Source organism: Marinobacter sp. CA1, from assembly GCF_020546665.1.
In the GTDB taxonomy this organism is placed as follows: domain Bacteria; phylum Pseudomonadota; class Gammaproteobacteria; order Pseudomonadales; family Oleiphilaceae; genus Marinobacter; species Marinobacter xestospongiae.
Genome location: NZ_CP071785.1, coordinates 3,200,747 through 3,219,417, shown reverse-complemented (window position 1 = coordinate 3,219,417; position 18,671 = coordinate 3,200,747). Strand labels below are relative to the sequence as shown.

16 protein-coding genes are annotated in these 18,671 nt (G+C 59.0%); 13 read left to right on the top strand and 3 right to left on the bottom strand.

Features of this window, described 5'->3' with window-relative positions; all coding sequences use genetic code 11:
* Positions 1-84 precede the first annotated feature (84 nt).
* The 5 genes from J2887_RS14635 (at position 85) to J2887_RS14615 (ending at position 9,049) form a co-directional block, all read left to right on the top strand.
* Entirely contained in the window at positions 85-1,473 is a 1,389-nt protein-coding gene (locus J2887_RS14635) for a DUF1329 domain-containing protein (protein ID WP_227171836.1), read from the top strand.
* 149 nt (positions 1,474-1,622) lie between these two features.
* Positions 1,623-2,768 carry a WD40/YVTN/BNR-like repeat-containing protein gene (locus J2887_RS14630; RefSeq protein ID WP_227171835.1) on the top strand — a complete coding sequence of 382 codons (1,146 nt, stop codon included), beginning with the start codon at positions 1,623-1,625 and terminating at the stop codon, positions 2,766-2,768.
* 48 nt (positions 2,769-2,816) lie between these two features.
* Positions 2,817-5,201 carry an efflux RND transporter permease subunit gene (locus tag J2887_RS14625; protein WP_227171834.1) on the top strand — a complete coding sequence of 795 codons (2,385 nt, stop codon included), beginning with the start codon at positions 2,817-2,819 and terminating at the stop codon, positions 5,199-5,201.
* Positions 5,202-5,387: 186 nt separating this feature from the next.
* Complete coding sequence (locus tag J2887_RS14620) at positions 5,388-6,371, top strand: TAXI family TRAP transporter solute-binding subunit (protein ID WP_227171833.1); 984 nt, start codon at positions 5,388-5,390, stop codon at positions 6,369-6,371.
* Positions 6,372-6,451: 80 nt separating this feature from the next.
* On the top strand, positions 6,452-9,049 hold the full coding sequence (locus tag J2887_RS14615; RefSeq protein ID WP_227171832.1) for a TRAP transporter permease: 2,598 nt from the start codon (positions 6,452-6,454) through the stop codon (positions 9,047-9,049).
* 93 nt (positions 9,050-9,142) lie between these two features.
* Here J2887_RS14615 and J2887_RS14610 read toward each other — a convergent pair whose 3' ends face one another.
* The gene (locus J2887_RS14610) at positions 9,143-9,889 is read right to left on the bottom strand and encodes a ParA family protein (RefSeq protein WP_227171831.1); all 747 of its coding nucleotides are present in this window, start codon (positions 9,887-9,889) and stop codon (positions 9,143-9,145) included.
* Positions 9,890-10,094: 205 nt separating this feature from the next.
* Between J2887_RS14610 and thrS the strand changes: the two genes are divergently transcribed.
* The 8 genes from thrS (at position 10,095) to J2887_RS14570 (ending at position 17,486) form a co-directional block, all read left to right on the top strand.
* Positions 10,095-12,008 (top strand): threonine--tRNA ligase, encoded by a 1,914-nt coding sequence (gene thrS, locus J2887_RS14605; protein WP_227171830.1) that lies wholly within the window; start codon positions 10,095-10,097, stop codon positions 12,006-12,008.
* Positions 12,009-12,023: 15 nt separating this feature from the next.
* A complete protein-coding gene (gene infC / locus J2887_RS14600; RefSeq protein WP_227176141.1) occupies positions 12,024-12,563 on the top strand; it encodes a translation initiation factor IF-3 in 540 nt (179 codons plus the stop codon).
* Between the two features lie 93 nt (positions 12,564-12,656).
* Entirely contained in the window at positions 12,657-12,845 is a 189-nt protein-coding gene (rpmI, locus tag J2887_RS14595) for a 50S ribosomal protein L35 (protein WP_227171829.1), read from the top strand.
* A gap of 34 nt (positions 12,846-12,879) precedes the next feature.
* Positions 12,880-13,233, top strand: a complete 354-nt coding sequence (gene rplT / locus J2887_RS14590) for a 50S ribosomal protein L20 (protein ID WP_091814168.1) — start codon at positions 12,880-12,882, stop codon at positions 13,231-13,233.
* A 172-nt stretch (positions 13,234-13,405) separates the two neighbouring features.
* Positions 13,406-14,404: a phenylalanine--tRNA ligase subunit alpha gene (gene pheS / locus J2887_RS14585; protein ID WP_227171828.1), complete on the top strand. Its 999-nt coding sequence runs from the start codon at positions 13,406-13,408 to the stop codon at positions 14,402-14,404.
* Positions 14,405-14,461: 57 nt separating this feature from the next.
* Complete coding sequence (gene pheT / locus J2887_RS14580) at positions 14,462-16,834, top strand: phenylalanine--tRNA ligase subunit beta (RefSeq protein ID WP_227171827.1); 2,373 nt, start codon at positions 14,462-14,464, stop codon at positions 16,832-16,834.
* 3 nt (positions 16,835-16,837) lie between these two features.
* Positions 16,838-17,140, top strand: coding sequence for an integration host factor subunit alpha (gene ihfA, locus J2887_RS14575; RefSeq protein ID WP_007151838.1), 303 nt, complete (start codon positions 16,838-16,840; stop codon positions 17,138-17,140).
* Positions 17,121-17,486, top strand: coding sequence for a MerR family transcriptional regulator (locus J2887_RS14570; protein ID WP_227171826.1), 366 nt, complete (start codon positions 17,121-17,123; stop codon positions 17,484-17,486). Before ihfA ends, J2887_RS14570 begins: the two co-directional genes overlap by 20 nt.
* 97 nt (positions 17,487-17,583) lie before the next feature.
* Here J2887_RS14570 and J2887_RS14565 read toward each other — a convergent pair whose 3' ends face one another.
* Together J2887_RS14565 and J2887_RS14560 are read right to left on the bottom strand one after the other, a co-directional pair.
* The gene (locus tag J2887_RS14565) at positions 17,584-18,213 is read right to left on the bottom strand and encodes an endonuclease (RefSeq protein ID WP_227171825.1); all 630 of its coding nucleotides are present in this window, start codon (positions 18,211-18,213) and stop codon (positions 17,584-17,586) included.
* 60 nt (positions 18,214-18,273) lie between these two features.
* On the bottom strand, positions 18,274-18,540 hold the full coding sequence (locus J2887_RS14560; protein WP_227171824.1) for a hypothetical protein: 267 nt from the start codon (positions 18,538-18,540) through the stop codon (positions 18,274-18,276).
* Positions 18,541-18,671: the final 131 nt, after the last annotated feature.

The following is an 18,671-nucleotide window of genomic DNA, read 5'->3' as shown; positions in this document are numbered from 1 at the left end:
CAGTAGTCCATGATAAAAACCTGAGGAGCCGCTAAAGGCTCCCACCACCTGTTGGTCTTCCAGACGCACCTAAGGTGAAAGACAATGAGAAATAACAAGAACGTTCTTCTGGGCAGTCTTTTAGCGCTTACCGTAGCGGCCGCACCGGCATTCGGCGCGGTCTCTTCCAGCGAGGCCTCGCGGCTTGGCCGCGACCTGACTCCGTTCGGTTCGGAGAAAGCCGGTAACGAAGCTGGCACCATCCCGGCCTGGGACGGCGGCCTGTCAACGCCGCCAGCAGGTTATGAGGGCTCCGGGCAGCATCACATCGATCCTTTCCCTCAGGACAAGCCGCTTTTTACCATCAATGCCAGCAACATGGCGGTGTATGAAGAGCGGTTGCCGGATGGCGTCAAGGCGATGCTGGAAACCTACCCCACCACGTTCCGGCTACCGGTCTACATCAGCCGGCGTACTCACGCGGTACCGGACTGGGTGGCAGACAACATTCGCAAGAATGCCACCAGCGCCCGCATCGTGGGCGAGGGCGCCGGCCTTGAAGGCGCCTTCGGTGGCTATCCGTTCCCCATTCTCCATGGCAACAACGAAGAGAAAGCCTGGCAGGTGATCTGGAACCACCTGACCCGCTGGCGGGGCATCAGTGCGACCCGTCGTTCCAGCGAAGTGGCGGTTCAGAGCGATGGCGACTATTCGCTGGTGACGTCCCAGCAGGAAGTGTTCTTCAATTTCTACAACCCCGAGGGGGGGGAAGATGAGCTGGACAACATCATCTTCTACTACCTCTCGTTTACTCAGTCACCACCACGGTTGGCCGGTGGCGCGGTTTTGGTTCATGAAACCCTGAACCAGATCGTCAATCCCCGCTATGGCTGGGGTTACAACGCCGGTCAGCGGCGTGTCCGGCGGGCTCCGAACCTGGGTTACGATTCCCCCATTGCGGCGTCGGACAACCTGCGTACTGCCGACGATACCGACATCTTCAACGGTGCACTCGATCGCTATAACTGGCGCTACGAGGGCCTGCGGGAAATGTACATTCCCTACAACAACTACCTGGTGAGCAAGGCCGGTACGCCCTACGAGGACATTCTCGGGGTGTCCCACATCAGCCCGGATCTGACCCGCTGGGAGTTGCACCGGGTGCATGTGGTTGAAGCTACGCTCAAGGATGACGCCCGGCATATCTATTCCAAGCGACGGTTCTATGTCGATGCCGACAGCTGGAACGTGTTGCTGGTCGACCAGTACGACAGCCGCGGTGAGCTGTGGCGGGTGACCATGGGCCTGGCGAAGAACTACTACGAGCTGCCGGGTGTGTGGACTGTGCTCGATGTCTACCATGACTTGCAGGCCCGCCGTTACCACGTGCTGGGACTGGATACCGAGGAATCGGGAACCCGTGTCTTCACGGACGATGTGCCAAACCGGCGTTATTTCTCTCCCGCCTCACTGCGTCGCCGGAGTGTCCGCTGATCACCAGCGGAGTTGTTGCGGCTGCCCAGCAGTGAGCGTGATCGGCACCAGTGACGGTGCCGGCGTGGGTAGCTGAATCGCGATCAAGGGGATCGCAACAGAGACACTGATCATTATTACTAATTATTACTACAAGATAGGCGTATCGAATGGCTACACGTGTAACGTGCAAGGCTCTCGGCGCGGCATGCTTTGGCCTGTCCATGGCACTGTCCGCCCCGGCAGCGTTTGCTCTAGCGGATGTGATTGAAACACCGGCCAGGGAAACCAGCCTGGCTCCCTCCCAGTTGCTCACCGACGCTGCGACAGCGGGCGACCGCATCATTGCGGTGGGGGAGCGGGGGCATATCATCGTTTCCGACGATGAAGGCGCCAACTGGTCCCAGGGGCAGGTGCCGGTGTCGGTCACCCTCACCGGTGTGGACTTCCCAACGGCCAATGAAGGCTGGGTGGTTGGGCACAGCGGCGTGGTGCTGCACAGTGATGACCGTGGCGACACCTGGTCGGTGCAACTGACGGGCATCGGTGCGGCGAAGCTGGCCATCGAGGGCAAAGAAGCGCGGGCTGAAGCCCTGGAAGCGCGGATTGCAGAAGCGCCGGAAGAAGAGAAGGGAGATCTGGAGTGGGCGCTGGACGACCTGCTGTTCTCGCTGGATAACCTCCGCGCAGATCTGGACATCGGGCCGGTTAACCCGCTGCTGGACGTGTGGTTCGAGAACGATCAGCACGGGTTTGTAGTTGGCGCTTACGGCATGATTCTGCGCACCCGGGACGGCGGTGAGACCTGGCAGGACTGGTCGGGGCAGCTGGAAAACCCCACCGGTTTTCACCTCAATGCCATTACCCGCATTACCGGCGGGGCCTTGGTGATTGTGGGTGAGGCCGGCCAGATTCATGTCTCCGTGGACAATGGCGAAACCTGGGAATTGCGCACCAGTCCCTATGAGGGGTCACTGTTTGGCGTGATCAGCACCGGTCAGGTCAATGAAATCCTGGCGTTTGGCCTGCGGGGTAACATCCTGCTGTCAACCGATCTTGGCAAAAGCTGGAAGATTGTCCCCAACGATGCCAAGGCCACCCTCAACGATGGCGCGGTGGCCGAAGACGGCCGCATTACCCTGGTGGGCAATGGCGGTGCCGTGCTGGTCAGCGGAAACGGTGCCGAGAGCTTCCGTGAACACTTCCGCAGTGAGCGGGCAGGGGTGATGAGCGTGGTGCCGGTATCGGACACCGACATTCTGATCGTGGGCGAGGACGGTGTACACCGGACCGACGCCCGTGGAAGAGATCTGTAACTCGCCCTGCTGCGACATAACTGAATAAAAGGAAGAGGGGCTTTTTGAATGTCCAACCGGATGCATGACAAGGGTGAGCATTACCTGACCACGCCCAAGGCCGAGCCGTTCCTGGAGCGGCTTATTTTCAACAACCGGGCAATTATCCTGTTCGGTTTCCTGATCCTGACCCTGTTTCTGGGCTACAACGCCGTCAAGATCAAGCCGGATGCCAGCTTCGAGCGGATGATTCCGCTGGAGCATCCTTACATCATCAACATGCTCGAGCACCGGGACGACCTCGGTAATCTGGGCAACTTCGTGCGGGTGGCCGTGGCGGCCAAGGATGGGGACATCTTTGATCCCCAGTACATGGATACCCTGAAGCAGATCACCGACGAGATGTTCTATCTCGATGGTGTGGACCGCTCCGGGCTGAAATCTCTGTGGACTCCCAATGTCCGCTGGGTTGAGGTGACCGAGCAGGGCTTCCAGGGCGGTGAGGTGATTCCCGATGGTTATGACGGCTCGCCGGCCAGCCTGGAGAATCTGCGCCAGAACGTGTTGCGTTCCAATCAGGTGGGCCGGCTGGTGGCGGACAACTTCAAGTCCACCATTGTCTACGCGCCGCTGTATGAGACCAACCCTGAAACCGGTGAACCACTGGACTACGCGGCCTTCTCCCGCCAGCTCGAAGAGAAGATCCGCGCCAAGTACGAAGGTCAGAATCCCAACGTCGAAATCCACATTGTCGGGTTTGCCAAGAAGGTCGGTGACCTGATCGAGGGCATTGGCTCCATAGCCTGGTTTGCCGGCATCACCATCGTATTGACCACGCTGCTGCTCTACGGCTACTCCCGCTGTATCGCCGGCACCCTGGTACCGGTGTTCTCCTCCATTGTGGCGGTGTTCTGGCAACTGGGGGCGCTGCGCCTGCTGGGCTATGGCCTCGACCCCTATTCGGTGCTGGTGCCGTTCCTGGTGTTTGCCATCGGGATCAGTCACGGTGTTCAGGTGGTGAATGCGATGGCGCTGGAAGCCGCCAAGGGCTTTGATCCGATCACGGCGGCCCGGCTGGCGTTCCGCGCTCTGTACATTCCGGGCATGCTGGCGTTGATCTCGGACGCCTTCGGTTTCCTGACCCTGCTGTTCATCCAGATTGATGTGATCAAGGACCTGGCGGTTGCCGCGGGCCTGGGCGTGGCGATTGTGATTGTCACCAACCTGGTTCTGCACCCGTTGATCATGTCCTACATCGGCATTACCAAAGGCGGTGTCCGCCATGTTCAGAACCACGGCGAGAAGCAGGACCGCAAATGGCGGATCATGTCGTACTTCTCCCATCCGGGAGTGGCGCCGATTTCCCTGCTGATTGCCTTGCTGGGTCTGGGGCTGGGTCTGTACTACAAGCAGGACCTGAAAGTGGGCGACCTGGATCAGGGCGCGCCAGAACTGCGGCCCGACTCGGTCTATAACCAGGACAACGCCTTTATTATCGACAACTACTCCACCAGTGCCGACATTCTGGTGGTGATGGTGGAGACGCCGGTTGAGCAGTGCACTCAGTACAATGTGCTCAGGGCGATGGACAGTCTGCAGTGGGAGCTGCAGAACACTCCGGGCGTTCAGTCCACGGCGTCGCTGGCGGATGTTTCCAAGACCGTGACCAAGGCCCTCAACGAGGGTAACTGGAAGTGGTACGAGATCTCCCGCAACCAGACCATCATCAATGCGTCCATCCGTGAGGCACCTCCGGGCCTGATCAACACTGATTGCAGTCTGACGCCGGTGCTGGTGTTCCTGGAAGATCACAAAGCCGAAACCCTGCAGACCGTGGTTGCAGAGGTGGAGGACTTTGCCGCTCAGAACAGCAATGAAGAACACAACTTCCTGCTGGCGACTGGTAACGCCGGGGTGGAAGCCGCCACCAACGAGGTGATCTCCAGCGCCAAGAACATGATGCTGCTGTTCGTCTACGGCGTAGTGAGTGTGCTGTGTTTCGTCACCTTCCGGTCGATTCGTGCGGTTCTGTGTATTGTGGTGCCGCTGGGCCTGACCTCCATTCTGTGTGAGGCGATCATGGCGGTGTCCGGAATCGGCATCAAAGTCGCAACCCTGCCGGTTATCGCCCTGGGGGTGGGTATCGGTGTCGACTACGGCATCTATATCTACAGCAAGCTGGAGAAGTTCCTGCTCGAAGGCAAGACCCTGCAGGAGGCTTACTTTGAGACCCTGCGGTCCACCGGTAAGGCGGTTATCTTCACCGGCGTGACCCTGGGACTGGGTGTGGTGACCTGGATCTTCTCACCCATCAAGTTCCAGGCCGACATGGGCTTCCTGCTGTTCTTTATGTTCCTCTGGAACATGGTGGGCGCGATCTGGCTGCTGCCGGCCCTGGCCCGTTTCCTGCTCCGGCCGGAGCGGATGGTTGCCAAAGCGCGGTCTGCCAAGTAAATTTGGCGCCGCTTCCGGAAAAGCCCGTTTTTAACGGGCTTTTTTGTTGCTCGCTCAAAAGGTTAGGGTGGCAATCGTTCCTTTATTTACCCAGGGAACTGGTCTATGTTCTATGCGTAGACGTAGTCTGCCTGCACCAGTGTGTGCGGGCGGTTAATGATAACGATGAAGAAAAAGGATGAGCTCATGGCACTACGAAAGAACTTCTCCGCTTTGGCGATGGCAGCAGCAGTCGGTTTCGGCTCGGCCTCCATGTCTGTTTCCGCCGCTGACCAGCGGTTCGTGACGATTGGTACCGGTGGTGTTACCGGCGTTTACTACCCGGCCGGTGGCGCGATCTGTCGTCTGGTCAACATGGATCGCAAGGAGCACGGCATCCGCTGTTCGGTGGAAAGTACCGGTGGCTCTGTCTACAACCTCAACGCCATTCGCCAGGGCGAGTTGGATCTCGCCGTCGCCCAGTCTGACTGGCAGTACCATGCCTACAACGGCACCAGCGGCTTTGAAGACGATGGCGCCAACAAGAAGCTGCGGGCGGTCTTCTCTCTGCACCCGGAGCCGTTCACCGTGGTAGCCAGCAAGGGCTCCAACATCCGCAGCTTTGAGGATCTGTCTGGCAAGCGCGTCTCTGTGGGCAACCCCGGTTCTGGCCAGCGTGCGACCGCCGAAGTACTGATGGACGCCATGGGCTGGGATCTGGACGAATTCTCCCTGGCCGCCGAGCTGAAAGCTGCCGAGCAGTCCCAGGCGCTGTGTGATGGCAACATCGATGCGTTCTTCTACACCGTGGGCCACCCGTCCGGTGCGATCAAGGAAGCCACCACGTCCTGCGACAGCGTACTGGTTAACGTGGACAACGACGCCACTGCCGAGCTGGTTGAAAACAACCCTTACTACCGTGTCGCCACCATCCCCGGCGGCATGTACCGTGGCAATGAGGCGGATGTCACCACCTTCGGTGTGGCTGCTACGTTCGTGAGCTCTTCCGACGTTGCTGATGATGTGGTCTATGAAGTGGTCAAAGCGGTCTTCGAAAACTTCGACACCTTCAAGCGTCTGCACCCGGCCTTTGCCAACCTGCAGAAGGAAGAAATGGTTGCCGACGCCCTGAGTGCGCCTCTGCACCCGGGTGCCCTCAAATACTACAAGGAAGTCGGCCTGATCGACTGATCCCTTGCCAACCAGACAGCGGGCATTTCAGATGCCCGCTGTTGTTTCCAGCCGTTTGAAATCTCTGACAGGACGTAACTATGGCCAATGGTGAGCCCAGAGCCAATAACCCCCAGGAACAGGCGAACGTCGACGAGTTCCTGCAAACCGAGTCTGGAGGCAGGGCTGCCACCGGACCTGCTGCTGTAATCCTCTTTCTGGTTCCTCTGTGCTGGTCACTATTCCAGCTTTGGATCGCGTCGCCGCTGCCGTATCTGGTGGAGTTCGGCATCTTCAACTCCACTGAGGCGCGTTCGATCCACCTGGCATTTGCCGCTTTCCTTTCGTTTGCCGCTTTCCCCATGATCAAGGGCAAACACATTGACCGAGTCCCTGTCTATGACTGGGTACTGGCGCTTGCTGCGGCGTTTTCCGCCAGTTACCTCTACGTATTTTACGATCAACTCGCCACCCGCCCGGGCGCCCCGATCCTGCAGGACATGATCGTGGCATTGGGCGGCCTGGTACTGCTGCTGGAAGCCACGCGGCGGTCCCTGGGGTTGCCGCTGACCATCGTTGCGGCTGTGTTCATCACCTACGCCCTGGCCGGCCCCTACATGCCGGATGTGATCTCTCACAAAGGCGCAAGTCTGGAAAAACTGGCGTCGCACCAATGGCTGGGTACCGAAGGCGTGTTTGGTGTAGCCCTTGGGGTTTCCACCAGCTTTGTATTCCTGTTCGTGCTGTTTGGCGCTTTGCTGGAGCGGGCAGGTGCTGGTAACTACTTCATCCAGGTCGCCTATGCGCTGCTGGGTCATATGCGGGGCGGTCCCGCCAAGGCGGCGGTTGTCTCCAGTGGTCTCAGTGGGGTGATTTCCGGCTCCTCGATTGCCAACGTGGTGACCACCGGTACCTTTACCATTCCGCTGATGAAGCGGGTGGGCTTTCCGGCCACCAAGGCCGGTGCTGTCGAAGTGGCGGCTTCCACCAATGGCCAGCTGACCCCGCCGATCATGGGTGCAGCTGCGTTCCTGATGGTGGAGTACGTGGGTATTTCCTACCTTGAGGTGATCAAGCACGCCATCCTGCCTGCGCTGATTTCCTACGTCGCGTTGATCTACATCGTGCACCTGGAAGCGTGCAAGCTGAAGATGCAGGGCGTTGAGCGCCTCAACCGTCCGACCATGGCCCAGCGCATGCTGAACTGGGTGGTTCTGGCATTGGGGCTGTGCGTGTTGACCCTGGCGGTCTACTACGGCGTGGGCTGGACCAAAGACGTACTGGCCGCTGCTGCCGTCTGGGTGCTGGGCCCGCTGTTGCTGGCGGTTTACATCGGCTTGGTGTGGTACGCCACCCGCTTCCCGGAACTGCCGGAAGATGATCCTGAAAGGGCCATGGACGAGTTGCCGCCAGTGGGGCCGACGGTCAAGACCGGTCTCTACTTCCTGCTGCCGGTGGTGGTGCTGGTGTGGTGCCTGACCGTCGAGCGTTTCTCACCTCAGCTGTCTGCCTTCTGGGCGACGGTGTTCATGGTGTTCATCGTGCTGACCCAGCGCCCGCTCAAGGCCTTCTTCCACAAGCACGGCCAGCTGGGACAGAGCTTCTCCACTGGGGTGGGTGATCTGCTGCACTCCCTGGTTACCGGTGCCCGCAATATGGTGGGTATTGGGGTGGCGACGGCGACCGCGGGTATTGTGGTTGGTACCGTGACGCTGACCGGTATTGGCCTGGTGATGACTCAGTTTGTCGAGTTTATCTCCGGCGGCAACCTGTTGCTGATGCTGGTCTTCACCGCGCTGATCAGCCTGATCCTGGGGATGGGGCTGCCGACCACCGCCAACTACATTGTGGTGTCCACGCTGATGGCGCCGGTCATTGTGACCCTGGGCGCCCAGAACGGTCTGATCGTGCCGCTGATTGCGGTCCACCTGTTCGTGTTCTATTTCGGTATCCTGGCGGACGACACGCCGCCCGTGGGGCTGGCGGCGTATGCCGCCGCGGCGATATCGGGGGCGGACCCGATCCGCACCGGTGTTCAGGGGTTCACCTACGACATTCGTACTGCCATCCTGCCGTTCATGTTCATCTTCAACACCCAGTTGTTGCTGATCGGGCTGTCAGGCTGGTTTGACCTGCTGGTGACCATTTTCAGCGCGGTGACGGCGATGCTGGTGTTCTCGGCGGCCACCCAGGGCTTCTGGTTCACCCGCAGCCACAAGTGGGAAACCGCGCTGCTGCTGCTGATCACTTTCACCCTGTTCCGGCCCGGCTTCTGGTGGGACATGGTCTATCCGGAGACCGCCGATTATCCCGGTACCGAGATCATGGCGCACGTCGATCAGGTGCCGGACGGTGCGCCTCTGGTGATCAAGGCGTCCGGCATGTCGGTGGATGGGGACGATATCTCCACCTACGTCAAGCTGCCGCTGCCGGCGGGTGAGAGCCCGAGTGACCGGTTGATGCAGGCGGGGCTGGAACTGAGCCAGAACGGCGACCAGATGGTGGTGGATTTCGTTGGCTTTGGCAGTGCGGCGGAAGATGCCGGCATCTACTTTGGCTGGACCGTTGACGCGGTGCAGGTGGAGCTGGAGCGGCCGCCGAAAGAGCTGATGTTTATCCCGGCGCTGTTGCTGCTGGGTGTGGTGGCCTACGGCCAGTTGCGTCGGCGCTCCCGCGAGGAGCTGGCTGAAGCGGCCTGATGCTCGCTTGCACCCCCTTCCCGTTGCGGGAAGGGGGTGCAGCGGCGAAATCTGCCAAAGACGCCTTGGCGTCCCCTACATCCCCTACATCCCCTACAGTCGCGCTATCCGGCGCATCTCCTGCCACAACAGTCTGTACGCATGCGCCGCCGCTGAACGCGGAGCCATCACCGGTACCGGCTGCCGGGTCTCTCCCATGCGCTCGATGTCGCTGGCGTAGGGAATGTAGGCCCGCATTTTTCGCTTCAGCTCAAAGACGTCTCCCTCCAGTGCCTGACGGTGCAGGTTCTTGCGGCGGTCCACCAGTGACAGGAAGGGGTGGAGTTTCGCCGGCTTCAGCTTCTTCTCTTTCATGAAGTCGTGCAGTTGCTGCCAGCTGTTGGCGGACAGCCAGGTGGGGATGGTGGGGACGAACACCTGATCGGCGGTGGCCAGAACCTGCTCCGCGAGATGGGAGAGCGACGGCGGGCAGTCGAGTATCACCAGACCATAGTCTTCCGACAGCGGATCGAGCCAGGATTTCAGTGCTCCGTCCCCTTCGCCCTGGGCCAGCTTGACGTCCAGGTTGCGAAAGCTGCTGTGGGCGGGGATCAGGTCCAGCTTTTCGTATGGGGTGTCATGGATCAGCTTGCCGACCGGGGTCTTGCCCTTGATCAGGCGGGAGACCTTCTCGCCGCTGACGTCCGGATCGTCCCCCAGATACCAGCTGGCTGCGCCCTGGGGGTCGAGATCCCAGAGCAGGGTGGGGATGCCCGCCTGAGCGGCCAGATAGGCAATGTTGACGGCTGCAGCGGTTTTGCCCACGCCACCCTTGAGGTTATGGAAAGCCAGAATACGCACCCTGTTCCTCCTTCTGATCCCTGAATCGATGGGCCGCCATGGTTCGCGGCACAAACGAGCTATTGTGCACCACTGCGGCTGTGCATGACATCCCACCGGAGGCGCTGATAGAATGCCCGGTCCCGGACCGCGTCCTGTATCGCGGCATACCGAATAACATGTGGTCTTACGTAGGGATCACCGCTGATGCTGATGGGAGTAAACCATGCCTGTAGTTACCCTGCCTGATGGCAGCCACCGCAGTTTTGCGGAATCTGTAACCGTCCATGATGTTGCCGCCGATATCGGCGCTGGCCTGGCCAAGGCGGCCGTTGCCGGTCGTGTTAACGGCAAGCTCGTGGATACCAGCTTTGAAATCGCCGACGACGCCGAGCTTGCGATCATCACCGAGCGCGATGAAGACGGTGTCGACATCATCCGCCACTCCACCGCTCACCTCCTGGCCATGGCCGTCAAGGAGCTGTTCCCGGGTGCCCAGGTCACCATCGGGCCGGTGGTGGACAATGGCTTCTACTACGACTTCAAGTTTGAGCGTCCGTTCACCAACGAGGATCTGGCGCGCATCGAGAAGCGGATGGGCGAGCTGGCAAAGCAGGACATTCCGGTGTCCCGCTCGGTACTGTCCCGCGCCGAAGCGGTCAAGCTGTTTGAAGAGATGGGCGAGGAGTACAAGGTTCGCATCATCGAAGACATTCCCGGTGAGGAAGATCTGTCGTTCTATCGTCAGGGCGACTTTATCGACCTGTGCCGTGGCCCCCATGTGCCCAGCACTGGCAAGCTGAAAGCGTTCAAGCTGACCAAGGTTGCGGGCGCCTACTGGCGTGGCGATACCAGCAACGAACAGCTGCAGCGGGTGTATGGCACCGCCTGGGGCAACAAGAAAGACCTCAAGGCGTACCTCCATCGCCTGGAGGAAGCCGAGAAACGGGACCACCGCAAAATCGGCAAGAAACTGGACCTGTTCCACATGCAGGAAGAGGCGCCGGGTATGGTGTTCTGGCACCCCAATGGCTGGACCGTCTATCAGCAGATCGAGCAGTACATGCGCGACAAGCTGCGTATGCATGGCTACCAGGAAATCAAGACGCCCCAGGTGGTCTCCCGTACCCTGTGGGAAAAATCCGGACACTGGGACAAGTTCGGTGATGACATGTTCACCACCGAATCCGAGAAGCACGACTTTGCCATCAAGCCGATGAACTGTCCGTGTCACATCCAGGTCTTCAACCAGGGGCTGAAGAGCTACAAGGACCTGCCGCTGCGCCTGTCTGAGTTTGGCTCCTGCCACCGTAACGAGGCTTCCGGCGCGCTGCACGGTATTATGCGGGTGCGCGGCTTTACCCAGGATGATGCCCACATCTTCTGTGAAGAAGACGCCATCCAGGCAGAGGTTTCCCGTTTCATCGAGCTGCTGCACGAGGTGTATGCGGACTTCGGTTTCTCGGAAATTCTCTACAAGCTCTCGACCCGACCGGAGAAACGGGTGGGGTCCGATGAAGTCTGGGACAAGGCCGAGGCTGCACTGGAAGAGGCGCTCAACCGCGAAGGCGTGGATTGGGAACTGCTGCCGGGTGAGGGTGCATTCTACGGACCGAAGATCGAGTTCTCCCTGAAAGACTGTATCGGCCGGGTGTGGCAGTGCGGTACCATCCAGGTGGACTTCTCCATGCCGGGTCGCCTTGGCGCCCAGTACGTGGCGGATAACTCCGAGCGGCGTACGCCGGTGATGTTGCACCGGGCGGTGTTGGGCTCCTTCGAGCGCTTCATCGGCATCCTCATTGAGGAGTACGAAGGCTCATTCCCGACCTGGCTGTCGCCGACCCAGGTGGCGGTGATGAACATCACTGACAGTCAGGCGGAATACTGCCGAAATATTGCGGAAAAATGGCAATCCCTCGGATATCGGGTAAATGCTGACTTGAGAAACGAGAAGATCGGCTTTAAAATCCGCGAGCATACTTTAAACAAGGTGCCTTATCTGGTCGTGGTCGGCGACAAAGAAGTTGAAGCTGGCGCCGTTGCGGTGAGAACCCGCAAAGGCGAGGACCTGGGTACCATGACGCTGGAAGCGTTCGAAGCCATTCTGGCCGAAGCAATTGAACGTAAAGGCAAAATTTAAAACGGAGATCTAACTATTAAACAGCGAGCGAATCGGGGTGGACGCGCTCCACGCGCACCTATCAACGAGAACATTGTGGCGACCGAAGTCCGTCTGATTGATGCGGAAGGCGAACAGGTTGGTATCGTACCTATTGAGGATGCACTCAAGCGGGCCGAAGAAGCTTCTCTTGATCTGGTTCAGGTCACGGATTCCGATCCGATCGTCTGTAAGATAATGGACTACGGGAAGAAGATCTTCGAAGAGAAAAAGGCCAAGGCGGCTGCCAAGAAAAAGCAAAAGCAGACGCAGGTCAAAGAGCTGAAGTTCCGTCCAGGAACCGAAGAAGGGGATTATCAGGTCAAACTACGCAACCTGATACGTTTCCTTGAAGGCGGGGACCGCGGCAAAATCACCATCCGCTTCCGCGGCCGTGAGATGGCACACCAGGAAATCGGTATGCAGCTCATGAACCGGATCGAAGCTGATATTGAAGAGCTGGCCCAGGTAGAACAGCGACCGAAGATGGAAGGTCGCCAGATGACCATGGTGGTGGCGCCCCGTAAGAAGAAGTGATTCTGGACCGTAGGCTGATCCCCTGCTGACGCGGGGGATTTGTCGTTCAGAAACACATGCGTTTATCGACTATAGAATGCGGAGTTTTAAAAAATGCCTAAGATGAAAACCAAGAGCGGGGCCACCAAACGGTTCAAGAAAACCGCTAACGGCTTCAAGCATAAGCAGTCCTTCACCAGTCATATTCTGACCAAGAAGAGCCCCAAGCGTAAGCGTCAGCTTCGTGGTACCAAGCTGATCGCCAAGTCTGATGTGGCTTCTATCAAGCGTATGATCGCGTAATTAACGCTCACTGGTTAACGAGAAGGATTGAAATATGCCTCGCGTAAAACGTGGCGTGGTTGCACGTCGTCGTCACAAGAAGATTCTGAATCAGGCCAAGGGTTACTACGGTGCTCGTAGCCGTGTATTCCGCGTTGCCAAGCAGGCGGTCATCAAGGCGGGTCAGTACGCCTACCGTGACCGTCGCAACCGCAAGCGTCAGTTCCGTGCATTGTGGATCGCGCGTATCAACGCCGGTGCCCGTGCCAACGGCCTGTCTTACAGCCGTCTGATCGCTGGCCTGAAGAAGGCAAACGTTGAAATCGATCGTAAGGTTCTGGCCGATCTGGCCATGAACGAGCAGCAGGCGTTTGCCGCTGTGGTTGAGAAGGCAAAAGCGTCCCTGTGATCGCTTAGCTCTTTCATCGATTGCAGATCGATTAAGGGTGTCAGTTTGACACCCGATGATAGGGGAAGGGCACGCTCTTCCCCTATTTTTTGTTATGGACTCCGGTATCGCGCTGCCGCGCGCCGAGCGGAGTCGTCAAGAGAATTTCCCATTCTGGTGTGGAGCAGGGGCAATGGAAAACCTGGAGCAACTCGTTCAGGACGGTCTGGCTGCGGTAGAACAGGCCGACAGTCTGCAGGCGCTTGATCAGATTCGTGTCGAATACCTCGGTAAGAAAGGGGTGATTACCCAACAGGCCAAGACGTTGGGCAAGCTGTCCGCCGAGGAGCGTCCCGCCGCCGGCCAGAAGATCAACGAAGCCAAGGGGCAGGTCGAACAGGCCATCAACGCCCGTCGCAGCGGACTGGAACAGGCTGCCCTGGATGCCCGTCTGGCCAGCGAATCCATTGACGTGACCCTGCCCGGACGCGGCCAGGACCTGGGTGGCCTGCACCCGGTCACCCGTACCCTGCAACGTATCGAGCAGTTCTTCGCCCAGGCCGGCTACAGTGTCGAGCAGGGGCCGGAGATCGAAGACGACTATCACAACTTCGAAGCCCTCAACATTCCGGGCCACCACCCGGCCCGTGCTATGCACGACACCTTCTATTTCAATCCGGGCACCCTGTTGCGCACCCATACTTCGCCGGTGCAGGTGCGGACCATGGAAGCTTCCGAGCCGCCGTATCGGATGATCTGCCCGGGGCGGGTCTATCGCTGTGACTCCGACATGACCCACACCCCGATGTTCCATCAGGTTGAAGGTCTGCTGGTGGAGAAGAACGTCAGCTTTGCCGACCTCAAGAGCACCGTGGAAGAGTTCCTGCGGGTCTTCTTCGAGCGTGACCTGGCGGTTCGTTTCCGGCCTTCTTATTTCCCGTTCACCGAGCCGTCGGCTGAGGTGGACATCGAGTGGGGCCGGGAGGAAGACGGCAGCATCAAGTGGCTGGAGGTTATGGGCTGCGGCATGGTGCACCCGAAAGTATTCAGTTATTGCGGCATTGATCCGGAAGAGTACCGGGGATTTGCGTTTGGTATGGGGGTCGAACGTCTGGCCATGTTGCGTTACGGCGTCAAGGACCTGCGGATGTTCTTCGAGAACGACCTGCGGTTCCTGCGACAGTTCCGTTGATCGACCCTTAACCATTGAATCAATTCCGCTTACCGGCATCAGGACAAGGCATACACCATGAAATTTAGTGAACAGTGGCTGCGCGAATGGGTTAACCCGGCAATCGACACCCAGGCTTTGGTGGACCAGATCACCATGGCCGGGTTGGAAGTCGATGGTTTTGAATCGGTGGCAGGCCGGTTTACCGGCGTTGTGATCGGTGAGGTGCGGACCGTCGCTCCCCACCCCGATGCCGACAAGCTGCGGGTATGCCAGGTCGCTGGTGGTGACGAAGTGGTCCAGGTGGTCTGTGGTGCGCCCAACGTTCGCGAAGGTCTGAAAGTACCGTTCGCCATGGTTGGCGCGGTCCTGCCTGGTGACTTCAAGATCAAGAAGGCCAAACTGCGGGGGCAGCCATCCCACGGCATGCTGTGCTCCGAATCCGAACTGGGGCTGTCCGAGAGCCATGATGGTCTGATGGAGCTGCCGGACGACGCCCCGGTTGGCCAGTCCATCACTGAATATCTGGGCCTGGACGACGTCACCATTGACGTCGATCTGACTCCCAACCGCGCCGATTGTCTGTCAATTCGCGGTATCGCCCGGGAAGTTGGCGTACTGAACAGCCTGTTGGTGGAAGGTCCGGCGATTGAGCCGGTAGCGGCCAGTCACCAGGAACAGGTGGCTGTCACAGTATCCGCACCGGAAGGTTGCCCGCGATATTTGGCTCGTATCCTGAAGAACGTTGATCTGTCGGTGGATACACCTCTGTGGATGCAGGAAAAACTGCGTCGCTCCGGTATCCGCTCCATCGATCCCGCTGTCGACGTGACCAACTACGTGATGCTGGAGCTGGGGCAGCCGATGCATGCCTTCGATCGCGAGGAGATCATCGGCGGTATCGTGGTACGTATGGCGGAAGCCGGTGAAAAGCTGGTACTGCTGGACGGCCAGGAAGTGGAGCTGACACCCGACACCCTGGTGATTGCCGATCGCCAGAAGCCCATTGCCATTGCCGGTGTGATGGGCGGTGAGCATTCCGGTGTCAACGACAAGACCCGTGACCTGGTGCTGGAATCGGCCTTCTTTGAGCCCATCACCCTGGCCGGCAAGGCCCGCCACTATGGCCTTCATACCGACGCCTCCCATCGTTTTGAGCGCGGTGTCGATCACCAGTTGGCCCGCACCGCTATGGAGCGTGCCACGGCCCTGCTGATGGAGATTGTTGGCGGTGAGCCGGGCGAGATCGTTGAGGTCACCCATGACGAGGAGTTGCCTGAGGATCGGGTGATTGATCTCCGTCATCAGCGGGTCACCGATGTGCTGGGGCTGGCTATCGACCGCACTGAAATTGAGGAAATTCTGACCCGACTGGGGCTGCACGTCGACAAGCTGCTGAAAGAAGGCTGGCAGGTGCATGTGCCCAGCTTCCGTCCGGACCTGGCAATCGAAGAGGACCTGATTGAGGAGATCGGTCGCATCTTTGGCTACAACAACCTGCCGGTGACCGAGCCGGTTGCGCCAATGGGGCTGCGTCCGGTGGCAGAGGCGACCCGGCCGTTGTCCGCCATCCAGCGCTACTTTGTTGACCGTGGCTACCAGGAAGCCATCACCTACAGCTTCGTCGATCCCAAAACCCAGGCGTTGGTGGACCCGGATCACGAGGGCATTGAGCTGGCCAACCCGATTTCGGCGGATCTGTCGATCATGAGGACCTCGTTGTGGAGTGGTCTGCTGAAGACGGTGGCCTATAACCAGAATCGCCAACAGCCCCGGGTAAGGCTGTTCGAGAGTGGTCTGCGGTTTATTCGTCGGGATGGCGAGATTGAGCAGCAGCCGATGCTGAGTGGCGTGATTGCCGGTCCCCAGGTGCCGGAGAACTGGACCAACGGTCGCCGTGAGGCCGATTTCTTCGACGTTAAAGGTGAACTGGAAGGTCTGTTCCAGCTGTTGGGCATTGAGGTCCAGTTCGAGCGTGGAGCTCATCCGGCTTTGCATCCGGGACAGTGCGCCCGCCTTACCCGTGACGGCGCCTTCGTTGGCTGGTTGGGTAGCCTGCACCCGCAAGTTCAGAAAAACCTTGAACTTAATGGCACGATCTTGATGTTTGAGCTATCCTTGAATTCGATCGTGACCGGTTATGTGCCTAATTTCAAAGATGTTTCAAAATTCCCGGAAGTACGACGGGATTTGGCTATCATTATCGGCAACGACACCGCCTTTGCGGATGTTGAGCGTGTGGTGAAGCAGACTGCCGGCGAGCACATGACGGCGCTGCGCGCGTTTGACGTGTATGAAGGCGAGAGCCTGGGTGAGGGCAATCGCAGCCTGGCACTGAGTCTGTTTTGGCAGCACCCGGAAAGGACACTCAACGAAGAAGAAGTGCACACGCTCTTCAACGGTGTGATTGATGCGCTGAAAGAAGAGTTGGGGGCGACACTGAGGAGTTGATGAATGGCAGCATTGACGAAAGCGGAGATGGCTGAGCGTCTTTATGAGGAACTGGGTCTCAATAAGCGTGAAGCCAAGGAAATGGTTGAAGCTTTTTTCGATGAGATTCGGGGTGCGCTGAGCCATAACGAACAGGTCAAGCTGTCCGGGTTCGGGAATTTCGATCTGCGGGACAAGAAGCAGCGTCCCGGCCGGAACCCTAAAACCGGAGAAGAGATTCCCATCAGTGCACGCCGGGTGGTGACGTTTCGTCCGGGTCAGAAACTGAAGCAGAAAGTGGAAGCATATGCTGGAACCCAGTCATAATAACGAACTCCCTGCGATCCCGGGAAAGCGCTACTTCACCATTGGTGAGGTGGCGGATCTGTGTGCCGTCAAGGCCCATGTCCTGCGCTATTGGGAGCAGGAGTTTCCCCAGTTGTCGCCGGTCAAGCGACGGGGCAACCGACGCTATTATCAGCGCTCGGATGTGATCACCATTCGCCAGATCCGCAGCCTGCTGTACGATCAGGGATACACCATTGGCGGCGCCAAGCAGAAGCTGAGCAGCCATGAGATCAAGGATGACACATCCCAGTACAAACAGTTGATCCGGCAAATGATCACTGAGCTGGAAGACGTGCTGGATGTACTCAATGCGCCTGTGAAGTAGGGTGTGACTCTCGCCAGGGAAGTGAAAAAAACCGAGGCTGGCCCTCGGTTTTTTTGTGGCTGACGGTGACCAGATCTGCTCTGGCCTGCCAGCGTGGCTACAGGTGAGCCATCTGCTCCGGAGAGGTGACAAACCGGTTGGCATTGCCCTGAAGGTCGCGGACGCGGCGGTGACGGGTCAGTTCGGTGTCATCGGGTGGGTCCAGTTCATTCCAGCTCTGGAATGTGACGGCGGTGCCAAGCCAGGGCAAGTGATAGGTATCCACCATATAGGCGACGATCCGGGCCACATCACCCTTGATTCGCCCCGGGGGCTCAATGAACTGGGTGCTTTCCCGAATCTCGCACTCGCCAACCGGCGTGCTTTCCGTCAGTTGTTCGTACTTGGCGTTGCGGCGCCGCATCTCGACCCGGCTTTGTACTGGCACCATATTGTGCAGGTCCGAGGCGATTCGGCGATAGCGCTCGTCCTTCTCGCACTGGCGGGGTGTGCCACAACGCAGCGCGGTGCGGACATGGGACAGGGGGTAGACGTAGCCCTGAGTGATCAGAAATCCTTTGCTGGTAAATGGGGTGTCACAGAAGAACGTTTTGCCGCCTTCAGCGTGGAGCTGGCCCCAGAAACGCTCTTCGATCACCGTCTCCGGCGACGGTGTGGTGACATCCGCCGCCGGAAGCGGGCCGGCCCAGAGCAAGGGGCACAACAGAGCGATCGTTCGGGTCGTCATGACTGAGTTATACCTTGCCATAGGCGCTCCGTCCCTTGCTAAGCAGGCCATTGCGACAACCTATTTCTTCAGCCTGTCCCGCAGGTCCTGATAACGGTCCCGCAGTTTGTGAGTCACCTCGCTGGCTTTCTCGCGGGCTTCCTGGCCGGCATCATTGGCATCGTGAAGCACGTCATCGAGTTTGTGTCGGAACTGCTCCCACTCTTTCTCGAGGTCGTCCCATTCATCACGAATGTCTTCGCGGGCGAGGTGAAGTTGCACGCGGGCTTCGTCGCGGTATTGGCGGAGTTTGTCCGCCGCCTGTTTGAGCTCATCCTGAAGGTTCATACGGTCCTCCTGATGGGTGCTGTACAGATGGATGTCTGCAGGCAGACACCCATAAGATGCCGCCAGTGACGAAAATTTGTCAAGTGAAGGCAGGAGTTATGTGATCTGGCGCAAGGTTTGGGCGAGCGGGT